Source organism: Cardinium endosymbiont of Philonthus spinipes, assembly GCF_964030745.1.
Taxonomy (GTDB): Bacteria; Bacteroidota; Bacteroidia; order Cytophagales; family Amoebophilaceae; genus Cardinium.
On the sequence record NZ_OZ034918.1, the window covers coordinates 830479 to 856857 of the forward strand.

At 36.0% G+C, this 26379-nt stretch carries 20 protein-coding genes and 1 pseudogene; 17 read left to right on the top strand and 4 right to left on the bottom strand.

The window, feature by feature from the left end:
* The 15 genes and pseudogenes from AAHM81_RS03530 (at position 1) to AAHM81_RS03600 (ending at position 16490) form a co-directional block, all read left to right on the top strand.
* The gene (locus tag AAHM81_RS03530) at positions 1 to 1293 is read left to right on the top strand and encodes a GNAT family N-acetyltransferase (RefSeq protein ID WP_342265127.1); all 1293 of its coding nucleotides are present in this window, start codon (positions 1 to 3) and stop codon (positions 1291 to 1293) included.
* Positions 1277 to 1579: a hypothetical protein gene (locus AAHM81_RS03535; protein WP_342265128.1), complete on the top strand. Its 303-nt coding sequence runs from the start codon at positions 1277 to 1279 to the stop codon at positions 1577 to 1579. The genes AAHM81_RS03530 and AAHM81_RS03535 overlap by 17 nt, the downstream gene beginning before the upstream one ends.
* Before the next feature lie 14 nt (positions 1580 to 1593).
* Complete coding sequence (locus AAHM81_RS03540; RefSeq protein ID WP_342265129.1) at positions 1594 to 3354, top strand: ABC transporter ATP-binding protein; 1761 nt, start codon at positions 1594 to 1596, stop codon at positions 3352 to 3354.
* Between the two features lie 242 nt (positions 3355 to 3596).
* Entirely contained in the window at positions 3597 to 3788 is a 192-nt protein-coding gene (locus tag AAHM81_RS03545; protein ID WP_342265130.1) for a hypothetical protein, read from the top strand.
* 168 nt (positions 3789 to 3956) lie between these two features.
* Positions 3957 to 4616: a CPBP family intramembrane glutamic endopeptidase gene (locus AAHM81_RS03550; RefSeq protein ID WP_342265131.1), complete on the top strand. Its 660-nt coding sequence runs from the start codon at positions 3957 to 3959 to the stop codon at positions 4614 to 4616.
* Positions 4617 to 4772: 156 nt separating this feature from the next.
* Entirely contained in the window at positions 4773 to 4973 is a 201-nt protein-coding gene (locus tag AAHM81_RS03555; protein WP_342265132.1) for a hypothetical protein, read from the top strand.
* A 265-nt stretch (positions 4974 to 5238) separates the two neighbouring features.
* Positions 5239 to 5769, top strand: a complete 531-nt coding sequence (locus tag AAHM81_RS03560) for a CPBP family glutamic-type intramembrane protease (RefSeq protein ID WP_342265133.1) — start codon at positions 5239 to 5241, stop codon at positions 5767 to 5769.
* A 103-nt stretch (positions 5770 to 5872) separates the two neighbouring features.
* A pseudogene (locus tag AAHM81_RS03565) lies at positions 5873 to 7141 on the top strand (IS5 family transposase); the annotation flags it as partial.
* A 460-nt stretch (positions 7142 to 7601) separates the two neighbouring features.
* Positions 7602 to 8285, top strand: a complete 684-nt coding sequence (locus tag AAHM81_RS03570; RefSeq protein ID WP_342265134.1) for a VapE domain-containing protein — start codon at positions 7602 to 7604, stop codon at positions 8283 to 8285.
* A 122-nt stretch (positions 8286 to 8407) separates the two neighbouring features.
* Positions 8408 to 9067, top strand: a complete 660-nt coding sequence (locus AAHM81_RS03575; protein WP_342265135.1) for a division plane positioning ATPase MipZ — start codon at positions 8408 to 8410, stop codon at positions 9065 to 9067.
* 362 nt (positions 9068 to 9429) lie between these two features.
* A complete protein-coding gene (locus AAHM81_RS03580; protein ID WP_342265136.1) occupies positions 9430 to 11199 on the top strand; it encodes an AAA family ATPase in 1770 nt (589 codons plus the stop codon).
* 256 nt (positions 11200 to 11455) lie between these two features.
* The gene (locus AAHM81_RS03585; RefSeq protein WP_342265137.1) at positions 11456 to 13027 is read left to right on the top strand and encodes an RING finger domain-containing protein; all 1572 of its coding nucleotides are present in this window, start codon (positions 11456 to 11458) and stop codon (positions 13025 to 13027) included.
* Positions 13028 to 13286: 259 nt separating this feature from the next.
* The gene (locus AAHM81_RS03590) at positions 13287 to 14261 is read left to right on the top strand and encodes an IS110 family transposase (protein ID WP_342265138.1); all 975 of its coding nucleotides are present in this window, start codon (positions 13287 to 13289) and stop codon (positions 14259 to 14261) included.
* Positions 14262 to 14656: 395 nt separating this feature from the next.
* The gene (tnpC, locus tag AAHM81_RS03595) at positions 14657 to 16102 is read left to right on the top strand and encodes an IS66 family transposase (protein ID WP_342265139.1); all 1446 of its coding nucleotides are present in this window, start codon (positions 14657 to 14659) and stop codon (positions 16100 to 16102) included.
* 136 nt (positions 16103 to 16238) lie between these two features.
* Positions 16239 to 16490 (top strand): endolytic transglycosylase MltG, encoded by a 252-nt coding sequence (locus AAHM81_RS03600; protein WP_342265140.1) that lies wholly within the window; start codon positions 16239 to 16241, stop codon positions 16488 to 16490.
* Positions 16491 to 16505: 15 nt separating this feature from the next.
* Here the strand turns inward: AAHM81_RS03600 and AAHM81_RS03605 are convergent, their stop codons facing one another.
* The 3 genes from AAHM81_RS03605 to AAHM81_RS03615 all read right to left on the bottom strand — a co-directional run bounded on the left by AAHM81_RS03605 (position 16506) and on the right by AAHM81_RS03615 (position 22172).
* Positions 16506 to 20057: a sodium:solute symporter family transporter gene (locus AAHM81_RS03605; protein ID WP_342265141.1), complete on the bottom strand. Its 3552-nt coding sequence runs from the start codon at positions 20055 to 20057 to the stop codon at positions 16506 to 16508.
* 414 nt (positions 20058 to 20471) lie between these two features.
* Positions 20472 to 21500 (bottom strand): IS5 family transposase, encoded by a 1029-nt coding sequence (locus tag AAHM81_RS03610; protein ID WP_342264943.1) that lies wholly within the window; start codon positions 21498 to 21500, stop codon positions 20472 to 20474.
* Between the two features lie 96 nt (positions 21501 to 21596).
* Positions 21597 to 22172 carry a recombinase family protein gene (locus AAHM81_RS03615; protein WP_342265142.1) on the bottom strand — a complete coding sequence of 192 codons (576 nt, stop codon included), beginning with the start codon at positions 22170 to 22172 and terminating at the stop codon, positions 21597 to 21599.
* 364 nt (positions 22173 to 22536) lie between these two features.
* Between AAHM81_RS03615 and AAHM81_RS03620 the strand changes: the two genes are divergently transcribed.
* Positions 22537 to 23046, top strand: coding sequence for an AAA family ATPase (locus tag AAHM81_RS03620; protein WP_342265143.1), 510 nt, complete (start codon positions 22537 to 22539; stop codon positions 23044 to 23046).
* 61 nt (positions 23047 to 23107) lie between these two features.
* The gene (locus AAHM81_RS03625) at positions 23108 to 24328 is read left to right on the top strand and encodes an IS256 family transposase (RefSeq protein WP_342265144.1); all 1221 of its coding nucleotides are present in this window, start codon (positions 23108 to 23110) and stop codon (positions 24326 to 24328) included.
* Positions 24329 to 24528: 200 nt separating this feature from the next.
* Here the strand turns inward: AAHM81_RS03625 and AAHM81_RS03630 are convergent, their stop codons facing one another.
* Entirely contained in the window at positions 24529 to 26334 is a 1806-nt protein-coding gene (locus tag AAHM81_RS03630; RefSeq protein ID WP_342265145.1) for an AAA family ATPase, read from the bottom strand.
* Between the last annotated feature and the right edge of the window lie 45 nt (positions 26335 to 26379).

Sequence of the window (26379 nt, forward strand, 5' to 3'; positions counted from 1 at the left end):
ATGGAATACCAGGGTTTTATAGTCAGGCCACTACTCCGCTCAGAGATCGATCATTTTATAGATGCCAATATTCAAGCACGATTTCTTTCGTGCAATCTCCAGGATATCGCTTGCTTTAAGCAAGCAATTGCGGTAGCAAAGCATATAGCCATTCTCGAAATAGCTAATAGCATTAAAGGCGGTATTATGCTTTTTCAACGTTGGCATAATGCTATGTGGGCAACTAATATCTTCGTAGACCCTGCTATTCAAAGCCAGGGGGCTTCCACAGCGCTTTATAAATATGCATTAGACTATTGTGCCAATCGTGTTCCATGGGGATTTTGTAATCCCATTGATCGCATTACTTCATTACACGCACGTTGGGGCATAGTATCTATCAATTCCTGGGAATCCCTTTCTTTGGTAACTGCTTACAACTACTTTTTTAAAACGGATGCCATAGATATAGCATTTCCATTTCGTACAACGTTTGAAGGTGGTGTCTTACAAGCCGAAAATAAAGATATGGTCATCAAAATAAGCATAGACCAACAATGCTTGCAAGTATGCTATAAGCACACAATGCAAAAGAAGCAAATCACCCTGCCAGATGCTTATCGATTGCGCCTACACACAGCGCCTGCTTATGTAAAGTTGGCACAAGGCTGGGCTTTTGATCCCAAAACTGGACTGATCATCCATGAAAAAAAGAAAATTACCATCTATGCACCTACAGCAAGTTCCCAAAGCTTACTAGGCCTAACCATTCCGATAGATGATATCAAAAAACCAATCTATTGGGACCATACGCATAATGGACTAGAGGTTAGGTATACTACCTTAGCAAAAGATATACACGTAGCGTTACTAGTTACATTTAATGAGCAAGGCCTCTCCTTAGCCATTAGCGTTCCAGAAAACTATACGCCAAGGTTAACCATAGCGCATGACGCTACTTCTATGATTCGCTTTATGGATTGTCCAGAAGCTACTATAGAGCGGGTTCGATATGCTCATTGCACGCATATCATGTACCATGGAAGGACACATAAGTTTGTTGCCCATTTGATAGATACTGCGCCACTCCATAGAAAATTCTTGCGCACATTTATTCCTAAAAGCCATAGGCCTTATACTGGTGGAACGAACCCTTATGGGACTGCTGCTGCCTTACCACTTGCAGCTATGTTGCTAGATCCTACGCAAAGAACCCGATTGATGCATAGATCAGATGATCTATTAGAATTAAGTGCGCAAGGGAATCAAATACTTCGTCAAATTAAAACTAAATTATATGCAACCGAATCCTAACGCAGTAGAACAACCCTCCTTAAAGCTTATCTATCCTGATTGGGTTAGACAGGATAAGCATAGACTTATCCACTTGATAACCAACCAGCAGATAGACCTTACAGCACCATATCAGCAAATGTTAACTATTGCTTTAGCCACTAATTTGCTAGCAGATCCATCTACTGAATATGATATTTTAGTCAGGGCATGGGCCTTAGGGCTTATGGAACAAGGATTTCTTATCTTAGACCATGGCTTAGTAGATAGTGGGGTATATGCATCTCTTAAGCACCATCAGGTATAAAGCCCCCTAATGCTATGCAAAACCGATCAATTATTACTTTTTTTTGGCGGCATATTCGACCCTATAAATGGTACTATCTTGTAATGTGCATAGCGCCTCTTGCAGCTAGTTTTTATCCTTTTGCATATACCTATGCACTGAAGCTTTTTTTAGATACCATGACGCTATTACCCACCTTTACCTATCGCAGTATGACGCTTCCCATAGCAATTTTCTTAATTGCTCAGTTCATGTTAGAATTGGTTTGGCGCATCAACCACTTTGCTGAAGGTAAAGCAGTGCCTTATGTAAGAAGGGCTATTTTACTTTATGCTTATGACAATATACAACATCATGTTTATAGCTTTTTTCAAAATAATCTTACGGGAGCCATTCATAGTAAATTGCAAGGTATTGTAGATGGTTATGATAGATTATGGGATGGTCTACACCGTGGACTAGGTTTGCGCATACTTAAAAGTATGGTTAACCTAGCGCTGCTTATGTTCATTAATTATAAAATCGGTTTGTTTTTTTTGGTATGGAGTATAGTTTTTATCTATAGCATGTATGTATTTTCTTTAACCTTAAAACGGCTTTCCTGTGCAGTCACAGAAAGTAGACATACCGTTATGGGTATGATTGCGGATAATATTAGTAATATGGTAAATATTTTAGCTTTTGTTACCAAAGCTAAAGAACTTAAATCTTTAGATTGCTATATTATTAATGATTGCATTCCGAAACAGGTGCGGGTCTATCAACACAGTTTTAAAATTAAGATGGTAGCTGGTGGGTTGCGTTTATTGTTATTTACAGTCCTGCTATGGTATATGACGCATTTAAAAATGATAGGTAGCATTACGGTAGGAGATTTTGCTCAATTATTTGGCATTCTTTTACTGGCTTCTGAAGAAATTTTGCATATTACCATTTCTTTACAAGATTTTGCACACGTTATGGGTAATTTGAAAAGTGCATTATCTGTACTTTGGTGCTCTGAAAAAAGCGTGGATGCCAGTAATGCCAGGCCGCTACAGATTAAACATCCCGGTCTGGAGTTTAAAAACATATACTTTAATTATGTGGCTCAAAAACCTGTTTTTGAAAATCTTAGTCTCACGATTAAACCTGGTGAAAAAATAGGTGTAGTAGGCCATTCCGGAGCTGGGAAATCTTCTTTAGTGCATCTACTTTTACGTTATTTTCACTATGAGCGGGGTACCATTCTGATCGATGGGCAAAATATTCAACAGGTTACCAAAGATTCATTGAGAAAGCAGATTGCTGTTATTCCGCAGGATATATCGCTATTTCATCGTACCCTTATGGAAAACATCCGTTATGGGAATCTAGATGCTACAGATGAAGCAGTGGTAGAAGCCAGTAAAAAAGCACATATCCATGATTTTATCAGTACGTTACCGGAGCAGTATGCTACCTATGTGGGTGAAAGAGGGATTAAACTTTCTGGTGGACAGCGTCAACGTGTGGCCATTGCACGTGCCATCTTAAAGAATGCACCTATTCTTATACTAGATGAGGCTACGTCTGCGCTGGACAGTAAAACTGAAAAATTCATTCAAGATAGTCTACACTGGCTCTTGGATCAACAACAAAAAACTGTGATTGCTATTGCCCACCGTTTGTCAACGCTTAAGCATATGGATCGGATTATTGTGTTACATGACGGTAAAATTGTTGAACAAGGAACACATGAGCAACTTATGCACCAGCCGGTCAGTTTGTATCAACAGTTATGGACATTACAGGAAAATAGGTATTATTCATGCTAATCTAGCTATAGTATTTTAACTTTTTAACTTCATGAAGAATATGTTGATATTTAATATGTCTTCTGAATTAGGCGCTCCATGGTAATGCTGGTAGTATGAATAATGCATTAAAAAATAGTGCTATACTATCCTGGTTTATACATTTGTTTTAGTCATTTTTTTTATTAAACTAACTACTGGTACTAGCGCCTAGGACTAGGTAATTGGTTGAGATAATTATATTTTAAAATAAAATAATTGCTATGGAAGAACAAATTGAAATCCAACGCAAAAAGCTGCTGATCAGCTTTTCTGGGTGCACGAAAGATGATACTGATAAGACGGATAAAAGTAACTCTACTGATAGGGTAGGTACTGGTCAAGGTACCTATGGGATAAGCAATCCTAATGGACATTCTGAGCAGTATGCATCACAATTGTCTTATAAGTTTTAACGAGTTAAAGGTAGGAGAGAAGTAATATCTCTCCTTGTATATTTTAATTTTCCTTAGGGCTATGCACCTCCTTAAGCTATTGAATAGTCTTACTAGGGTTAGAAGCTATTTATTACTGTTGCCTTTCTATCAATATCGAGTATTACTTTATTACGAATCTTAGTTTTTATGGGAATAATAAAAAAGGAATGGCGAGCGCTCTTTTGTTTTGCATTATTTCCCTGTATAGTATGGGGGGTATGCTTATTTAGTTGTGACATTTTAGTGGCCGCTCACAGGAAATATGTAGATTACCCAACTTGGTTATCTGGTTATCCACTATATCGTGTTAAGTATTTAATACGTGCCATTTTGTTATTGTTTACACTCGGCCATATCTATAAGAAGCGCTTGCCTGTTTTGTATGATACGCACAAAAAAATTTATCTTAGGTACAGTATATTAGCTATTATTTCTATTGTATGTGGCTTTTTTGTAAAAACTAAATTTTGGAATTATATACTAGATGGTTGTTTTGTAAGTCCATTTATTGAAGAACTTATTGCCCGATTTATACTATATGAAGCACGTCATCATGGCTGGAAGTTATATGCTTTAGTAGCGTTTTTTTCTTCTTTAACCTTTAGCCTTATGCATATTTCCCCTGATCCTTCTGTATTGACACAGCCGATTCTACTGCCCAAGTTAAGTGAACATTTTTTATTTGGGTTAGCCCTTTGTAGTATATTTTGGTTTTTTCCTAGGTTGGGTTTCCTTATTAGCATACATGCTATTTCCAATTTATACGGGGTGCTTAAGATTGCTTCTGAATTAGGCGCTCCATGGTAATGCTTTGTAGTGTGCACTACATTAAAAAATAGTGCTATACTATCCTGGTTTATAAATTTGTTTTAGTCATTTTTTTTATTAAACTAACTACTGGTACTAGCGCCTAGGACTAGGTAATTGGTTTAGATAATTATATTTTAAAATAAAATAATTGCTATGGAAGAACAAATTAAAATCCAACGCAAAAAGCTACTGATCAGCTTTTCTGGGTGCACGAAACAAGGTGATAAAGGGGAAGGTGATAAAAAGGATAATTCTAGTGATAGGGTAAATATTAACAAAGGGATCTATGGAACGAGAAACTATAGTGATTACGGTAAGCATCTTTCATCACTACAGCTTACTTATAAATTCTAAATAGGCATTCCAACCTTGGGGAAGTATTTATATCTTCCTTAATCCATTGTAGATTTTGCTTCCAGTGATTATTTATGACATTAAGCCAATTAAATAATTGAGTAGGCCGCTAAGGTCCATAAATATTCATTATTCCCAATTTCTATCAATACTAGTCATTATGAGTCTCTTTTTCAGTAAAAAAATAAAAAGGGATCGATACACCTTCTTTGCTTTGGCATTATTTTCTTGTATAGTATGGGGGGTAGTTACACGGGGTTGTATTATGATCTACCATCTTAATTATCCTGAATTCATAAGCAACCATATATATCGGATTACCTATTTATTGCGTGCACTTGTCTATTTATCCTTACTTGGGTTTGTTTACAAAAAGTGGTTGCCTGATTTGTATTGTATACATGAAAAAATCTATTTTAGGTACAGCATGCTAGCTATTATTTCTATTGTATGTGGCTTTTTTGTAAAAACTAAATTTTGGAATTATATACTAGATGGTTGCTTTGTAAGTCCGTTGATCGAAGAACTCATTGCCCGATTTATACTATATGAGGCACGCCATCATGGCTGGAAGTTATATGCTTTAGTAGCGTTTCTTTCTTCGTTATCTTTTAGCCTTATGCATATTGGCTACCACCTTCCTTTATTTACAAAGCTAACGCTATTACCTAAGTTAAGTGAGCATTTTTTATTTGGATTAATATTGTGCAGTATATTTTGGTTTTTGCCTAGCTTGGGCTTGCTTATTAGCATACATGCTGTTTCGAATTTATTGTGGATATTTAGTCGGCCCTGAAATATTATATATTTATTTGTTTATGAATATAAAAACCCGTATATTATATTATATATAATAACCATTTTTAGAGTTTTTTTGTATAAAACCTTGCAAAATAGGGATGAAATCTAAGAGGATAAATCATTCTTGTGGTAGGCTTTTTGAGCAACGCTTATCTGGGATTCTTAATCCCCAACACGCCTTATTTCAGTTAGCTGATTCCATTCCTTGGCAATCCTTAGAATCAGATTTAGACCGCAGCTTTAGCTATGGACCCGGTCAACCTCCTTTACCTATTCGTTTGATTGTAGGTCTACTCATTATCAGTCATATGTACCAAGTTTCTGATGAACAAGTAGTTTCTAGATGGGTAGAAAATCCTTATTGGCAATACCTTTGTGGCTATGATTATTTTCAGATTAAGGCAGCTTGTCACCCTAGTTCATTAACTCGTTGGCGTCAAAGATTGGGAGCAGAAGGTCTTAATAAGATCTTATCGATGACTATACAATTAGCCATTAAAAAAAAAGTAGTCTGCCCAAAAGAACTTGAAAAAGTGATATCCGACACTACTGTAATGGAGAAAAATATTCGCTATCCAACTGATTCTTCGTTGCTTAATAAGGCTAGACAAAAACTAGTGGCTATAGCTAAGAAAACAGGCGTTAAACTCCGTCAAACCTACCAACGTCTAGGGCCAGCTATCAAACGTAAAGTAGATGGCTATGCACATGCTAAACAGTTTAAACGTTTAGCCAAAGGCGTTAAAACATTAAAAAACTATCTTGGTCGGGTGGTAAGAGATGTAGAACGCTCTATACAATCGTGTGATGAAGCAATACGCACCCAGTTTAGACATCTGCTTTCTATAAGTAAAAGGATTATTAACCAATCAAAAAAAAGTAAAAATAAAGTCTATAGTATCCATGAACCTGCTGTTTACTGCGTAAGTAAAGGTAAGGCTTTAAATCCCTATGAGTATGGTTGTAAGGTGCAATTTACGCTCACCCATAAACAAGGCTTGATTGTATCAACGGAAGCTTTACATCCTAATGAATATGATGGACATACCTTGCATAGAAGTTTATTACAAGCAGAAAAACTATCTGGTACTCAGGTAAAACACGTCTTCGTAGACAGGGGTTACAGAGGTCATAATATACCTAATAGTCAATGTAATATATTTATAAGCGGCTCTAAAAGAGGTATAACGCCTAGTCTCAAAAAAGCACTAAAAAGAAGATCTGCTATTGAACCACATATTGGTCATATGAAATCTGATGGTAAATTAGCGGTTAACTACTTGAAAGGAATATTGGGAGACAAACTCAATGCTATTCTATGTGCTATTAGCCATAATCTACGCCTTATTACAAGAAAAACATTCCTGCAGTGCGCTAAGAGAAGCTGGTTTTGAGCGAATTATGTATAGTGATTTAAAAAGATATGGGTATTTTGTACAAAAAATTGGTTCTATTTGATTCACGAATTCTTCTCTAGCAAGGGTCTGTCTAATTAGTCGCCCCTGAAGTATTCTTACTTCAGGGGCGACTAATTAACTGCATATTAAAATCTTTTTTTGTAGAACGCTTTAATCCGATAGAGTCCTATTTTTTGTCTTTTGATGATAGTATCTTAGATCTAAGTAAAGATTACATATCTATTTTGGCCAGTTACGTTAATTTAAAAAATCCTACTTCTATTCATTCTAGCTATTGGTATACGCACCTTAAGAAGTGGATGATTAGGGCTATTCGTACTGTTTTTGAACCTGAAGGAATTAATAAACATGCCTTGATTTTATGTTCTGTAAAAGAAAACATAGGTAAGAGTTATTTTTGTGAGTTTTTATGCCTCCTTCTCTTATAAGGTACTATAATAGCAATCCGATTCTTAGTAATGAGAAGGATGCTCAGAAGTCGTTGATCAGGAACTTCATTATAAACTTAGATGAGTTGCATCAACTTCGTTCTAATGCCCATGTGATCAAAACTTGGTTGTCACAGCGTTATGTTAACGTCCGTTTGCCTTACCAAGAAGATGAAATAACCGCTTCTCGTATAGCTTCTTTTTTAGGTAGTATCAATGATGTTGAGTTTTTACGATCAGATTTGGGTCATAGTAGATGGATTAGTTTTGAGGTAGATTCTATTGAATATTTAGATGATGAAGCAAAGTATATTTTAGAGAGAGCATGGGAGCAGGCTTATCATTTGTACAAATTAGATGCGAGTAGTGGTGAATTAAGTAAAGCGGAATTGCTAGAATTGGCAGATCGTTCTAATCAATTTACTACTAAGTCTACAGAGGCTGAGTTGATCGTACAGTATCTTTCCCCTGCTACTAAAGGAGAAGGAAAATTTATGACAGCTACGGATATACCTAGATATTTGCAGAATATTATTGGAACTGCTATCAGACTGAATACTAAATTAGTTGGAAGTGCGCTAAGAGAAATTGGGTTTGAACGGGTAGGAAAAAAGATCAATTCTAGAGTAGAATACGGTTACTGGACTGTGCGTCACATGAGTTAAATGTAGTTGTTGGTGTTATTGAAATTATAGGAATAGCATTACCTTGTATATTAGTTTTTAGTTTAAACTAAACTAAATTAGTTTAAACCAAACTAGTTTGGTTTAATATTTTTTGTTAAAATATGGAAAGAGGGATCATAGTGGCTTTTTTACAAGTAAAAGGGGGTTCTGGAAAGTCGACGTTGACTCAGAATCTGGCCGTTTCTTTCGTACATAGTAATCTAAAAGTTAAGATTATAGCTTGCGATATACGTCAAAGAACTTGCTCTAAGTGGGTATCTAGACGTAATGAGTATCATTCAGATAAACCTAAGATATTTTCTTCTATTCAGGTAGATGATTTAAAAAATTCAGTTATTGAAGATTCCAAAAATTATGATGTTGTAATAATCGATGTACAAGGTAGTGATAGTAAGAGTTTAAGAACAGCGCTATTGATTTCTGATATTGTATATATCCCATTTACACCTTCTCAAAATGATGTTGAAGTCATAGAAGAGCTTTATGGATTATTAGAAGATACGCAGTTCCAAAATAATAATCGAAAAACTTTTTACATACTAAATAATTGTTCAGTTCATTACTTGGATCAATCTATTAGTGATGCAGAACTCTTTTTTAAAGATTATACACATATCTTAGTTCCTTCTCAGATTAGGGTTTACAATAGAAAAGTATATAAAGTAGCTTCATCTGAAGGTCTAGGGGTTATAGAAATGAATGACTTAAAGTCCAAAATTGAAATGCTAAATCTAAAAAAAGAGGTAGAATCTTATGTCTAGTTTTAAAAAAAATAGAGTTATTCCTAGTATAACAGAAAAGGGTGATGATATAGTTAGACAGGCGGAGGATATAGTTCCTTCTTCCGTAAGTAATAAGTATGTCAAGGAGATTACGGTACCATTTACCAAAGAGATGTCAGATCTATTAGAAAAATTATTTCTTTATTTTGACGAAAATGTATCTAGGAGGAAGCTTTGTTCGAAGTATCTTTTAAATTCTTTACGTTCAGAAGTAGAAAAGTTTAAACTAAACTAGTTTAAGTTAAATTGAGTTAGTTTAAACTAAACTAGTTTAGTTTAGTTTAAATAAAATATAAATTAACCTGTGCGTTATTTCTAAATAATACTTAACTCTTCTCATCATGAAAAAATTACCGATTGGAGTTAGTAACTTTCATAAGTTGGTATCTAACGATTATCTGTTTTGTGATAAAACAGCCATGATTGCTGATTTCCTAAAAAGTGGTGATGAGGTTACGCTAATAGCCCGTCCTCGTCGTTGGGGCAAGACGCTGAATATGTCTATGCTGCAACATTTTTTTTCTTCAGAGGTTAGTGGTGTAAGTACAAAAGGTCTATTTGATAATCTAGCGATTAGCAAGTTAGAAGGTGGTAGATACATTGATCAACATCAAGGTAAGTACCCAGTTATTATGCTAAGTTTTAAGGATGTTAATGCGGATAGTTTTCAAGGGGCTTATAATGCGGTATATAGTTTGATCTTGAGAGTTTATAGTTCATATGCTTATTTGCTAAAAAGCGATAAAATCAATGAAATACAATTAGGTCAATTACATACTATCCTCAACAAGGAAGCCAATCAGCAAGAGTTGGAAGTTTCTTTAGAGTTACTCAGTCAATGCCTTTACCAACACCATGGCCAGAAGGTTTATATTCTAATAGATGAATATGATACGCCTCTTAATAAAGCTTACGGTAATTCAGATTACTTAGACGCTATGGTTGCATTTATGCGCAATCTCTTTAGTGCTGCTTTAAAAGATAATGATTACTTGGAAAAAGGAGTCTTAACAGGCATATTGCGTGTTTCAAAGGATAGCATGCTATCTGGATTGAATAACCTGAAAACTTATACCATTTTAGATCAAGGTTATAGCAGCCATTTTGGTTTGAGCGAAGTAGAAGTTCAAGATTTGTTTAGCAAACAAGATCTTCCTATTTGTATGGATCAAGTAAAAAGTTGGTATAATGGTTATAGAGTAGGAGATTTAGTGATGTATAATCCTTGGTCTATTATTTATTGTTTGAGTGAGGAAGGTCGATTTGATGTCTATTGGGTCAATACGGGTAATAATAACTTAATCGAACAAAAAATACTTGTTGCTCATTCGGATATCAAAGAACAATTCGAGCAGTTGATGCGAGGAGAATCCTTAGATATATCTATCAACAAACATCTTGCTTTTGATATCCTAGATAAAGATGATACATCTTTTTGGAGCCTTTTATTGTTTGCTGGCTATTTGACTTTTGAAACAAGCCAGTTAAGCGCTTATACGAATGTATATGATTGTAGGATAAAAGTTCCTAATTATGAAATATGGCGACTCTATAGCACATTTTTTCAAGAATGGTTCATTCGTCAGTTTGAACGAAAGCGTCAATATGATTCTTTTTTGAAACATTTGGTAGTTGGTGATGTACCAACTTTTGTAGAACAGCTTAGCTATTTTTTACGCCGTAGTGTTAGTTATTTTGATACAAAACAAAGTAAAACATCCGAAGGTTTTTACCATGGGTTTGTGTTAGGCATGCTAGCCAGTTTGGGTATAACCCACTATATACGCTCGAATCGAGAAAGTGGCTTAGGCCGTTATGATGTGCTATTAATTCCCAAAGAAGATACAAAGGCGATTTTATTGGAGTTTAAGCAGGTTCGCAAAGAGGAAGAATTAGAAAATTCAGGCAAGCTTGCATTACAACAAATCAAAGACCAATCCTATCATACTGAACTATTACAACATCCTCATGTAAAGGAAGTAGTAGAAGTGGGTATTGCTTTTTCTGGAAAGTCTGTATTAGCTGCCTATGCTACTTATGATTTAATTGTTAAAAAAGCTGGTTCAGTTAACTTAACGAGTAGATATAGCCAGGAGGAGTGGGAGGAATAGGGTGACTACTAGATGACCTATGATGCGTGATTTTTTGGGAAATTATGTACAATTTTTAGATTGTATTGAAACTATTCTTTCAAGTGAATAGAAATGTTAGATTTTGGACGCAAATGGGCTAGGACAGAGGAGATATTTTGGTAAAATTCTAGTGGGCTATTTGCTTTTTTCGAAATATTTTTTGAAAATTGCAACGTATTTTTATACGTTATACAGCTGCTCGTATTTTCATCTTTTTATTCAAAAATACTACTTCTTGAAAAAGTATTTTGTTTTTTTGCTTCTTATCGCATCCTGTAATGGATTAATCCAACCTAATAATATGATGGGGAATCAGGATAATAGGGATGGATCTGATTCGGATAATCGTAATACTCAAAGTCATCCCAGTGGTTCTGTTTCTGGTCATAACTCCGAACAAGCCAAAATATTAGAGCTGTGCAAGAAACATATAGATCAATACTTTTCTTCTATACGAATAGAAAAAAGTTCGGATACTAAAGCAGATATTTTTACGTCATTAGAAAGAATTGCACAACTTATACGGGAAGATAAAGATAGTCTAAAGGACCTTGGTATAACTTTACAATACTCCACACTAGTTGATCCACTTGTTCAAGAATATCTAGTCGAAAAGTACAATGACCTAATACAACCTGAAAGCTTATCCTTATTAAAAAAGCTTAATACTGAATCTGAATTTAATAATATAAATTTTATAATTGACATAATAAATTCAATAATGGAACCCAACCATAAACTGTTTGCGGATCCTATTATTAATAACAATAAATTTAGAAAGCTTATAAATAACATACAAGGTTACGTAATAAAAACTAATAATTCATCGTTGTTAGGGTTTATTTTTGAGCGTAATATGAATGGACAAGACAGAATACTCTATGTAAACAAACCAGGAAATGATCAATCAAACTTTGAAGGAAAACCTGTACTACCAACAATGTTATGGGCATCAATGAATCATGCTTTAGAAGTATTACGTGTAATCACAAATAAGGTATGTAATCTGGTTGATACTATAGCTAACCCAGTCCCGAGTCCAGAGTTGATGTATCAGAGTCAACCTGAAATTAATATTCTAACCATGGCATTAAAGTGTTATTATCCGGATCGAGATGAAGTAGATAGAGAAAGGTTAAAAACTGGAACAGTTAGCCATATTTTAAATCTAATTTTTAATTTAAGAAGTGGACCAAATTCTGGTTTTTCGTTATATACTTACAATATCCTTTCTGATACAATAAAGTTTCTAGTAGCATCTAATGATAATGATAGTAGTGTATTGTTACCAGATCTACCAAAAAATGCAAAATTATTAAATAACTCAAAAGCATTAGATTACCTCATAAACGCGTTAAAAAACTATCCTAAATGTTCTGCCAGTGAATTAGGTAAAGGCTGGATTTATGGGATCATATGTGCCATAGAGCATGAACATATAGAGTTGTTGATGGCCTTATTTAATCTAGCGATAAGTGATAAAAATAATACACGTTGCATTAACAAAAAAACCAAGTTTGTAGTAGAAACAAGTAATCCAGCTATGATCTCTGCCTTAGAAGAGTTTTCTTCCTTTATCGAGATAGAATCACTACTACAAGAAATATGCGCTATATGCCGTGAAAGTACAGGTAATCTATGCCAACTCCCGTGTAAATGTAAGTGTTATTATCATAAAGAATGCATTAAAGGTTGGTTAGATATTAATGCATCCTGTCCTGTTTGTAGGGGTAATGACGTCAACTTAAGAACCATCACAGGAACACGAATCGTATCTGTTCAATTCTGTGGCAGAAAAATTTGTTAACTTTCGAATAAATTGTTAAGCTTAATTGGGGTCTCCTTTGATATGGGGAATTATTGTACGTCGTACGTTTGTATTAAATAAGACTATCTTATTAAAGAGCTGGAATAAGGTCGCATTGTACCTGGTATTAGATACCGCGCTTAACGTTTAGCCCCCAGCTCTTTTCATCTTAAAAACTGAATAGTTCGCTGGCCATTAAAGCCCGTGTGTGCGACGATAGTTCATGAGATGAATTAATTTAATACAAACATCTAATAATATGAAATACATAGGAATCGATATAGCAAAAAGTAGTTTTGTAGCTGCTTTCCCTAAAGGTAAAGTCTATACTACGGCTACGTATAAGAACGATCCAAATGGCATTGCAATCTTTTTGTCTAAACTTGATAAATGCTTAGATCACTGTGTTTTAGAGGCGACTGGAAACTATGGTTGTTTATTAGTAAAGATGCTTTTAGAAGCTGACCTATCTGTGTCAGTTATTAACCCTAAGCAAATCAAACACTTTACTAAGGTAGTGAACCATATAACGAAAACTGACAAGGTAGATGCGGAACTTATTGCTCTGTATGGATCAAAGATGGAGCCTAAACCCTACAAAATGCCTGTAGCAAGTATACAAGCCTTAAAGCAACAAAAAACACTTCTTGCTCAGTTGAAGAAACAATTGACGATGTGTTATAACTTGCTAGAGTCTTTTAGTGTGTTGCCTAAACCAGACACTGTATCTTTGACTATGGTCAAACACACTATATCCTATTTGGAAGAACAAATAGTTATATTAGAGCAGCAAATGCTTTCTATTACACAGGAAACTTATCAGGATCTCTATAAACGCATTAGCTCTATTAAAGGGATTGGCGATAGAACCACTATGGAGCTTATCGTTTCCACTGGTGGAGGTAATTATTTTGAAAGCGCTAAACAGTTTTCTAAATATGTCGGTTTGGCACCTATTTATGAGCATTCAGGCTCATCGGTAAGAAAAAAAGGTCATATTAATCGTCATGGGAACCCGCAATTGCGTTCTTTGCTCTATATAGCTTCATGGTCAGCTATACGCTTTAATAAGGCCTGTAAAGACTTTTATGAAAGGTTAAAAGAAAGAGGGAAACCTGGTAAAGTGGCTCTTATTGCTGTAGCTAATAAACTTATTAGACAGGTATTTGCTATTATGAGAGACCATACTTTTTATGTAGATGGACATCTATCTAAACTCAAGGCTAACCCTTAGTGTGGTCAGAAAGAAAATATGATAGTGCATAAATGAATAGATTATAAATCTATTATTTGATTATCAATATAAATTATAATTATAATAGTTATGATGTGGACTTATGGATAACTTAATCAAGTTATCCATAAGTCCACATCCCAATCAAAATAAACCTTAAAAACGAAGTATTTTTCTAACAAAAAATTTGCTTATTAACATAGTTCGTTAAGCTTATTTTTTGTACGATAGATGCAGTATTTTATGATTGTACTTTCCTGACTTCTGAGGAATCTACTGCAAGTGATTAGCTTCAATTTTTTGGTAACGATTCAGCGGTGTGGTTTTTTAGGGTTGCAAAATCTCAAATAACTTTTTAAGTTTAGTTTTCTTTAGTTTCATTCCACATCAAAGAGATGGATTCTTTATCCTCGATAGTTATTTCCTTACAATCAGAAATTAGCCTTCTCAAATCGAGTATTAGCGTGCTAGAGGCAGATAATGCCGCATTGCGTGGAGAGATTGCAGTATTAACCGCTAACAATAGTTCTTTAAAAGAAGTTATTACCTCTCTATCGGCCGCCAATAAATCTTTAAGTGAAGAAAATTGCAAATTAAAAGACAAGTTAGGTCTCACCTCTAAAACTTCCTCGATTCCTAGTTCCAAGGAATTATATAAGATCAAGCGTAATAAAGTAAAAAGCACACGTAACAGAGGCGGTCAACCTGGCCATCCAGGTACTACCCGTACCAAGCTGTTAGCAGATGAAGTTATTGAGTTATCTATTTCAGATTCATGTTCCTGTGGTGGTCATGTATCGATGGCTGCCAAGCCTTATATTCATCAAAAAATAGATATTCCGGAGATCAAGCCACATGTAATCAATTATCATGTGCACCATGGACGTTGCAGACAATGTGGCAAACGCCATACTGCTTCTCTTCCTCAAGGTGTTACCTCAGATACCTTTGGTCCTAGAATTAAATCAGTGATTAGTTCCCTAACAGGCTTTTATAAAAACTCGAAGCAGGAAGTTCGCCATATATTAAAAGATATTTTTAACCTTGATATCAGTCTTGGTAGCATCTCTAATAGCGAAGGAAGGGTAGCCTCTAAGTGTCAATCAGCCTACCAATCAATAGAAGCAGCCATTAGAGCAAGTCAGGTACTACATATAGACGAAACTGGTCATTTTAATAGTGGTAAACTAGGTTGGTGCTGGATTTTTACTAATCCTATGGTTACCCTCCTTAAACTAACAAAATCCAGAAGCAAGAAAATTTTAGAAAGTAGTGGATTAAAACCTAAGAAACAGATTATTGTTAGTGATAGATATGCGGCCTACAATTACTTTCCACCTACCCATCGGCAACTCTGTTGGTCACACTTAGCCAGAGATTTTGAAAGATTTGCTCATAGTTGCCATAGTGGCGTTAAAGTATTGGGTTTTTATTTAAAAAAGATGGCTAGTGAACTATTTTCCTTACATCGAGCCTTTGCCAAAGATACTATAGAGCTGTTTACCTTTTTAAGACGCATTAGAAAATTGCGTAAACGGATCTGGTATGGCCTAAAAGCTATTGCTAGCACACCAGGGGCTGTCCATGCTAATCGAGTAGCCAGAAATATCATGAGAGCAGAGCCTATGCTGTGGAAATTTTGCAAAGATCCACTAAACATTCCCCTGACTAATAACTTGGCCGAAAGACAAATCAGGCATTACGTCCTATATCGTAAAAACTGCTACTTTACGCAATCCGAACGGGGCAATAGATTCGTAGAGCGAATCATCTCTTTGTACCTAACCTGGAGACAACAAAACCTAAATCCTTTCAAACAACTCCAGAATATTATTGCCTAAAAACCACACCCCTGAAAGGATACATTTTTTGATTGTCAAAAAAATGCAATCGTTGAATACGGCATACTTGAGAAGCGCTGTACCCGGTAGCTTGAGCGGTTTCATGTATACTTAGTTTTTTAACATTTCTAGAGTGTTGCAAAAGGATACTTACATCAACTCCCCTTATAATTCTTATCGTAAAAAGGGATTGCCACCTGGGCCTATTGGTTTACCTAGCATAGCCATGATTGATGCGGTACTTAATTATATACCCCATGACTACCTATTTTTTTCAGCTAAGGAAGACTTTTCAGGATTACATTACTTTACGCATGATTATACAGAGCATGTAAAAAATGCCCATAAATATAGGAAAGCACTCAACAAGCTAAACATTATGCGCTGAAAGCAGATAGACCAACTAACTGCCTTGCTCTTTTTCTTCACCTTTGCTGATATCCTTACAAAGCTCCAGTGCCTTTTTAGCTGCATTTTCCAATGCTGCACCTATCTCTGGAGCCAAGTATGTATTGGCTAGCTTAACATCTATGGCAAGGGTTTCCTGTGCCATATGGTGAACCTCTGTTAGATGAATATAACCTGCAGCATGTCGTAGGTCATAGAGTCGTTCGGCTAGTTTGATAAATAGAACAGAAAGCTGTATATGATCTTCCTTAAGTGCTTCCTTCAAGCGATTCTGCACATACAGCAATGAAGGGTGATCCAGCGCTTGCCGCTTATCTATCCCTACTACATTCAATACAAAGGCATAGACGCCTAAGTTATAATGCTCCTTCACATAAGAGAGCGGCAAACAGGTATGGCGTACCAATTCATAGAGCAAAGAGGCATAAATCACTTTAGGAGAGTGAAAAACCCAATCTACCACCAATTCAGCAATGCCTACCGCACGTACATAAAACAATTGACCCGAAGCATGCCGCTTAAAGCCAAAATGTTCTCGCAATAATAAAAGCAGATGAGAAACTGTACCTGCATCAATAGGATCTGATTGATAAGAAGATTTGGAGACATAGTCATAGAACTGCATCAATGTCATCATCGAATCTGCCTGTTCCTTAGGGGTGACAGGAGATGCTGAGCTTAAACAATCTAGTGGTAGTTTAGCAGTCATCTTACTCAAGATATCTGTGACGTCATTAGGAAGTATCAGTAACATGGCGGGTTGATTGCTAGTATCCAGTATTTCCAAATAGCCATAATGGGCGCCAACAATACTTGAAATAGTTTCCTGCTGAAGATCTACGGATAGTGACGTTTCTTCGCATGCTTGATGATGGCTAGCCTCTACCACATCATCATAGCACTCCTTTACTTGCAGCTCAGGAGCCACAGTAGCCTGGCTTATTAACAAAGCTGTAGCTTGAAAAAGCATATAAGCAGGATGGTTCCCATCAACAGGATCAGCTTGCTTAAACCGCAAAGCAGTCGGATGGAGCTGTATGCGCACAACTGGTCCACAAGCTTCTTCTAGCTTACCAATACGCAAAACAGCCTGAACCAATAAATAGACTACTTGGTTGATATCACATACAATATGGCCAGAAGACGGCTCATACAGATCACTTGCTTGTTCTACCAATAACCTAGGTGGGTCCGCTACCTCTTGCGACAAGGCCAACTCCACTTTGCGAAGCAGCTTGTCTAAGGCAATTTTAGTAGGTTGCAACAGGGCATGCTTTTTAGCCTTGGCCCTCCTATTGAAGTAGGCTACCCAATCATAAAGTTTATTGATAATACTCTGGAAGTCTTGCTTATAAAGAGGAACATTACTATCTAAAAAAGAGATAGATTCCTCAATTTTGCCTATTACTTGCGTTAAAATAGTGCCATATCCTTTGGCCTTACGCACCATAGCATCCGGCACTATAGCTGAGTCATAGAGGGAGGCTTTTAGCTTTTGGGCTGCTCTAATCTTTTCTTGATGCTTTAAGTAAAGAATTTGCGTAGTATAGCTACCCATTTTGACCTTCAATCCAATGATGATAACAAACACTAGTAGATTCGCTATAAATAGAGGAAATAGGGAAAATAATAGTGGAAAAGACAATCCAGTAGCAATGGGATAAATAGCTAAGGATAAAGTAGTGGCTACAATTCCTATACCCAAGTAGACGGGGAGTACCCATAAGATGATCGCATAATGGGTCAAAGATAAAGATGCAGTAAAGATTGGGTCTATCAGATGCCACCATTGCCAAAGCAGATGGACAGGAAGGTAAACCGATAACCCTATCAGCCAAACCAGGCCAACAAACCAATCAGGTACCGACTTGCTAAAGAAAGTTTTAGAAGAGGTAAAAAGCGCACCTAAAAGGCCTTGGCATACAGCCCAATAGATATGATCTGGTTTAATAAACCAATAATCCAAAACAGCAGTAGTAACCATATAGAGGCCCGTTAAACGTACGGCAGCATCACTAGGCAGCAGGCTGGCCAATGTAACTTTTCTATTGGCCCAACCATTTTTAAAAGCCTCTTTTCGTTCCGCCCGCTTACGCGCATGTGCCTGTTGTATTTGTTTAAATTGGTGATCCGGACCAACCCAACCTGAACTTTCTGGCTGCTTGAGTAAATAGTGTGCAACCAGCATAGCCAATCCATTGGCCAGCATAGCAATAAAGGAGCCATCCATCTCTGTTAAGGGCACAATCCATTTGTTCCAGGCTAAAATAGTAAGCACGCCTGTAGCCATACCAATCAAAGCAGTACGGGCAGTACCACGAAAGCCAAAAATAGCTAAGATAAAAGGAGCAACTGTTATAGGTATGTAAAGATCAAGATTGAGCTTAAGTAAATCCAACAAGTTATTATAGTAGAAAGTTAGTACCATCGCCAATAGGCCTATAAAAACAGAAGCAATCCTAGCAAGCCGCAACTGATAAGGGTAAGGAGATTCACTTGCACCACGTATACTTTCCAGCATATCATGGCTAACTGCAACAACGCCTGAGTTTAAGCAAGAATCAGCTGTAGACATGGCCATAGCCAGTAAACTAACAGAAAGGAAACCCTTAAAAACAGGAGACATACCCTCCATTATATAATCCCAGATCCCTGCTTCCTGCACCGATGGTGCACCTACAAAAACAAACAAGCCAATTAACGATATGATAATATTTATGATTATACCAAAAGAACCAGCATACAAAAAAGTGCTTCTCGCCTGAATAGGGCTAGAAGAGATATAAATTCTATGAATAATGGTTGGATCTATATAGGATACAAGAATAGCTAAAATTAGGCCAATCATGGCCAGCAGATTCATATCAAAATGGAGTAAAGTATTGAGTTGAAATTTTTCTTGACTACATAAAAATGGAATAATTTCTGAAACCGGCTTGCCCAACTTCTCAAACATAAGCCAAGCCAAGAAAGGAAGAATAATTGCAAAGGTTATAAATTGCAATATATCAGTAAAAGCAACGGCCCGAATACCTCCAAAGGAGGAATAAAAGATAAGAATTAACGTAGAAAAAACTGTAATCATTACAGGGTTCACTGAACTTATACATATCTTAATCGACAAGGCCATCACATGCACTTGCATAGCAACCATGGCAATGGAAGAAGCAATACTGAAAAGAGCCACAATAATTCTGGGGCAGTTACCATAAACGTTACCTATAGTTTCTGCCATAGAAAGATTGTGCATAAATGGCCCCATGCGTAGTGCTAGCCAACCGACTATCCACAAGCCTAAATCTCCTAAAATTGAGACAATTAACCAGTAAAGTCCAAGACTATGAACAAGCTCCACATTGCGCACTAATCCCCCCCCACTATAAGCAGTAGCCAATACCGTAGCCACCAAAGTAGCGGTAGCAAATTGCTTATTTCCCACTGCATATTCTCGAAAATTGGTTTTTTTTCTACTAAAGTAGATACCTACCACCAAGGTTAATACCAAAAAAGTCGCCACTATATATAGCGGCATATTCAAGCAGATCATAAAGGGAATGGTTAAAAAAACAATCATTATATGGCTAATGCATGTTAAAATTTATAATAAGGATTTTTAGTTTAAAAAACAAAGTTTGTGGTATTTCTACAAATTATTGGCTCCTTATTTTTTACATGGAGTATTGGTATGCGCAGCACTTATGGCCACCGATAAAAGATTTGGTGCGCAGTAAAGGCAATGAAACAATCTATTGTTCAGCCCCCACCCACACCGCGGGCTATACCCAACAGTGTGGGTTATACCCAAAAAAGAAACTTCGAGGCCGTTGTGATAGGTTGAAGGTATAATTTTGATTAATCTTCCAGGGTTATTTCCTTGCCATATTTGATGTTATAGTGGTATAAAACTATTTATTTACTGATTTTTTAGTCATTTTCAATCTATTTTGGACACACCATTCCCCTAGATACCTCTTAATATGATGTTTGGGGACCTATATAAGTTATAGGCTATTGCCTCCATAACATGTTGCGTATGGGTTTTAGCAAGGCCTATATATCTGGCTCCTGAGCTACGGAACCAACTTTTAATACTTCCAAATACCCGTTCTACTTTATAGCGCGTTTTAGATACTAATTTATTAAACCGTTTAGCAGTGGGTGATAAAGGATTGTTTCTAGCCCCTTTTTTCTGAATAGCTGATTTTAACTTCTTTTTCTTTAGTAAATTTTCGTTGGGCGACCCGCTATAGCCTTTATCTGCATAGAGTCTGCTGCCTGATTTTAGCCTTACTTTATCCAATAATACCTGTAAATGCCCACTATCATGACTAGATGCTTTTGTGGTACCTACGGCTAGCACCAACCCCTCTTTGCTTTCCACAAGAACATGCCGCTTATAGCCATAGTAGAGATGATGGCCTTTTTTTATCCAACTTGCTTCTGGATCTACTCCTTTTTGATAACTTTCAGCTGTGGTTATGGTTCCATCTTCATGCAGATCGTAGCTTTTTTTACCTTTAGGGCGTCTAGGGGTAGGGGTAATAGAAGCATCTACAGCTGCTGAACCGTTTTGAACCAATACACCATGATCAGATAGCTGATTATTAATGATATGCAATAACTTTTCTAAAGCATTCTTCTCTGTAAGGGTAGTTCTAAATCTACTTAGTACACTATGATCTGGAACAGAACTATCCATCGAAATACCACAAAATCTGCTAAAAGTGATACGATCATTCACTTCTTCTTCGACTGCATAGTCGCTCAAGCCATACCACGTCTGTAGCAATAGCATTTTGAATAGAAGCAGAGGACTATAGGCCGGTTTGCCTGATAAACGTAAACCTTTAGGATAATGTAATCGGAGTGCTTTTTCTACTACTGACCAATTAACTAGCTTGTTGATTTGATCAAAGAAAGTGTGTTTGCACTTACGCTTATTGGCGGAAATATCTGAAAAACTTAATTGCTTAGTTTGCTTGAGCGACATACACAATATTATTAAAAGTTTTAAGCATCAATACCTAAAAAAATCAATAGAATTTAACCTTTTTTTACCTTCTTCTAAAAAATAAAAAGATACTTTTTATGGCAAATCGTAAAGGTCTATTGCAACGGCCTCATTTCGGTAGTAGATCACTTTCTGGTGTCGCTCATGATCAGCCTGTTTTCCCCTATATTTACCTTGTTCGTGCGCTCTTTCGATTCCCTGTTTCTGTCGTTGCTGACGGCTAATCCAATCCTTATGCGACATTGCGGCCATCAGGTCTATGAGCATATTATTGATTGCGGAAATTACCGCATGGGTTACTGGATCATTTTGTGCTGGTTCTTTGTCAGACAAAGCCTGCCAAGAGGTAGGTATATCCAGACTTACAATTCTTATTTCGTGCTGTTGAATTTTCTTTTTCAGTGTTTCCCAATCACTGTTATTCAACCGTGTCAGCCTATCTATCTGCTCTACCAGTAAAATATCATTTTGGTGACTGTCCATCAATAGCCGTCCCAGTTCTGGTCTTTCCAGTTTTGTTCCGCTTATATTTTCTCGGTAATAGCTGGCGATTTTATGTCCTCTTTCATGAACAAACTGCTCGAGCATTTGTTTTGCGCGATCTGCAAACTGGTCTTGAGTTGAAGCTCTCAAATAAGCTCTTATGAACATATTTTCATGAATTTATCGTATTTAGGTTATATCATTGAATATATCTCATATAGATTATTTCATTAATGAAATTACATAACATTTTTGTTATATCGTTGGCGTATACCCTTATGCGATAAGCATTCCAATCAAAATTAATCTAAAAAATAATTATCAATGTAAATTATATGCCGAGGAGAAAAATTCTTTCTCAGTCCGAAAGAGCATTATTACTGGCTTTACCAGAGGATGAACGTACAATATTTCCAATATTCCAGTTTATCCCAAATCGGACTTTTAGCTAAAATACCATTAAATGCTATAAAAACTACCTATCTTGCAGTGTGCATCACGCTTCTACATCCATAAATAAAAGGCACAGGATATGAATTATAAAAAAGAAGAGAAAGAACTAAAAATAGCAGAGAAATCAGGAGGTATTTCCGAAAGTGTGCAAATCCCTATTGGGAAAGCCAGTGTTAAGCAGATGATAGATGCTGGCTTTTATGCAGATAAAACCCCTTATATTAACAAACTTTTTAAAGATGATGGTACTTATTTCTTCTTTATAAGACCGCGTAGATTTGGTAAATCTCTACTCCTAGACACCATAGATCAAATAGCAAAAGGGAATAAAGCATTATTTAAAGGGTGTGCTATTTATGAAGATAAAACATACAAATGGGAAAAATATCCTGTTATTTGGTTGAATTTTTCAGAGTTGGCTAAAGACAACCCAACGGAATTAAAAAAGAGCCTTAACAGAAAATTGTATGATATTGCTGAGCTTTTTGAGTTACACGATAAGATAAATATTTCGGTAGAGGAAGCATGTGAAGATTACCTAAAGAGGGTAATCAATTTGTTAAATAAACTTGCTGGGTCTGTCTTTTAAAGTGTGTAAATAATTTTTAGGTTGTCTATTTTTGTAGACATTAACGCTTAACCCTAAAAAGATGAAAAGAAAAGACATACCTAAAGACGGCATAAGTAAGGCTATAGATGTACGTGTAGATTCAGGCGTAGACTTATCGACCCTATTTGACCAAGGCGGTTTACTCAAACAATTAAGTAAGCGTCTTGTAGAAAAAGCATTAGAGTCAGAAATGGATAGCCATTTAGGCTATAACAAGCATGCTCGTAGTGATTCAGAGAATTCACGTAATGGCTTATCCAGCAAGCAAGTTGTCACTGATAATGGGGTTATATCGGTTGAAGTTCCAAGAGATAGATCCTCTACTTTTGAACCTGTTTTATTACCTAAACGTCAAACAAGAATTCCTGGTCTAGATGACAAGATCTTATCTCTGTATGCTAAAGGTATGAGCCTATCAGATATTCAGATTCAAATACAGGAATTATATGGTGCAGAAGTTAGTGAAAGCCTCATAAGTAACATCACAGATTCTGTTATTGAAGATGTTAAGATATGGCAAAATCGCCCATTAGAATCAGTCTATCCTATTGTTTTTTTTGATTGTTTTGTAGTTAAAGTTAGACAAGATAAACGTATCATCAACAAGGCAGTCTATGTTGCTTTAGGTATAGATAGATCTGGCATAAAGGATGTTTTAGGTCTGTGGATGAGTGAAAATGAAGGAGCTAAATTTTGGTTAGGCAATTTAACAGAACTCAAAAATCGGGGTATGAACGATATGCTCATTGCATGTACAGATAACCTGCCAGGTATGTCTGAGGCAATCGCTGCTGTATACCCTAAAACAGATCACCAACTCTGTATTGTTCATGCCATTAGGAATAGTTTACAATATGTTTCTTATAAACATAGAAAGACATTAGCTGCTGATTTAAAGCCAATTTATACGGCAGTTACGGAAGAAGAAGCCCTGATGGCATTAGAAACTTTTGCTACTAAGTGGGACAAACAATACCCACAAATAGCCAAGTCTTGGTATGCTAATTGGAATAATCTGATGGTGTTTTTACAATATCCTAGTGCCATACGTAGGGTCATTTACACAACCAATGCCGTCGAATCTGTAAATAGCCAATTTCGTAGAGTTACCAAAAATAAAAGGGTCTTTCCTAACGATATAGCTGTGTTTAAAACATTATATTTAACTATTAACTACATGACTAGAAAATGGACCAGCTCGGTTCAAAATTGGAGTGAGGCTATGGCTCATTTTTTAATTAAATTCGAAAACAGAATCTAAAAACACTAAAAAATAAGTTACACACTTTAAAAGACAGACCCCTTCTGAATTAGGATATCCATTGTAGATACTTAAACCAAACTGCTAATCTCTATCAATATTAGTTATTATTACGTGTCTTATCTTCATGAACAAAATAAAAAAGGAGTAGTATACTATACGAATCACACACATCAAGTCTCTATTTCCATTTCTATAACTTATACTCCTGCTTCTTGAAAGTAACCAGCAGCATTAACGTTAAAATTTTTACGTGACATTACCTGAAAAGTATGCCACTCATCGCGTTGATGTATTTCAATAACTGCCTCTGTAATATTGAGTTTTGCAGCATCACATTTTAAACCTATAAGCACCTTCTTATGGCATAAATCATATTGAAGGCTATAATCTTTATGACGTATTTGCTCCAAAGCTTCTAAGGCTGGTTTATCTACTTTTAGCTCAAAAATATAGATGGTTCTATTTCCATTATATTGGTCTTCCATAATGATATCTGTACGGCCTATGCCACTATCCCTTTCAGCACTGGCCCAAGTACCATCGCTGGTATGAAAAGCACCGTTGAGAAAGGAGTATAAAGCACCCTGAAAACTTCTTTCAGATTTATCGAGAAAGCGGTAGCCTGCTTTGGCCAAACAACCACTTCTAAGGCAGTTAAAGAAGGCCAACCAGTTGTCCGTTCTTAAATAATCTAGAATAGAATCTCTATATACCCTTCCTGCTTCTTCTTGTTTTTGAGCTATAAAATCAGCTAATACAAGTTTTAAAGCAGATTTTACTTCCCCATTAGGAAATTTTAAATAGTAATCAGTTTCGTTTTTGTCCATTCTACAATCATTTGTAAATCCATCAGGATCTAACGTAAGGTACCCGGTTTGATACATTAGAGGCAGTAGGGGAATTGTATGGAGCGTGCTGGCAACATATTCGAATGACTCTTGACTCATTATAAAGTCATCTTTATCCCAATCTATGTTGAACCTACCGATATTATTTTTGATTTGTTGTAGTAAGATGGTAGGGTTACCAGAGTTGGACCAGTAATTACCAAATGATTTATCTCTAAAAAATTTTAATATAGAGTCTGGATTATAAACGCTTATGATTTTATCATCTGTAAAGCAATACCCATTATAATAATCCTTTAACGCTTGCTTGAGTTGAATAAGTGTGTACTTTTCTTCCTGTCTCTTTTTTCTGTTAAGTTTTTCAAGTACTGGATTAATAATTTTTTCCTTGCTAAGGAATAGGTTGTCAATATCCTCTTCTGTATACCCCAACATCTCTGCATAATCTTCATGCAAGGATATATCATTAGCCGAATTGGCCCCTGATGTAAGACCAGATAAGTGAAATTTAGTTACACCCGTTACAAAAATAAATTTACAGTCTTTCTGGCGGGCTTTTAAAACTTTAAAAAAAGAACTAAGAACAGAGAGCACCCCTTCATATTGATCTTCTTTACAAGAAATTAGTGGACTGTCGTATTCATCAATTAAGATAATGGGGGTAGGTTCATAACCTTCTTGCAGTTTCCTTAGAGTATTTACCAGCTCAGCCAATTTCGTGCTAAGTGAAGGTGCTTTTAGTTTATGGATACCGTGGTTAGCTGCAATTTCTAAAAGCTTATATTGTAGTTCCTCGTCCAATAAATCAGACTCCTTAGAAACTAATTCTGAGAAATTCAACCAAATAACTGGATATTTTTTCCATTTATAGGTTGGATCTTCATAAATAGCGCACCCTGTAAATAATGCTTTATTTCCTTTTGCTATTTGATCTATCGTATCTAGCAGCAGAGATTTACCAAATCTACGCGGTCTTATAAAGAAAAAATAAGTACCATCATCTTTAAAAAGTTTGTTAATATAAGGGGTTTTATCTGCATAAAAGCCAGCATCTATCATCTGCTTAATACTGGCTTTCCCAATAGGGATTTGTACACTATAGGTAACATCTGCTTGTTTACCAGAGTTTTTTATTGACTTATTTTTATAATCCATATCCTGTTCCTTGTATTTTTAGGAATGTATAATCGTTGTACACAT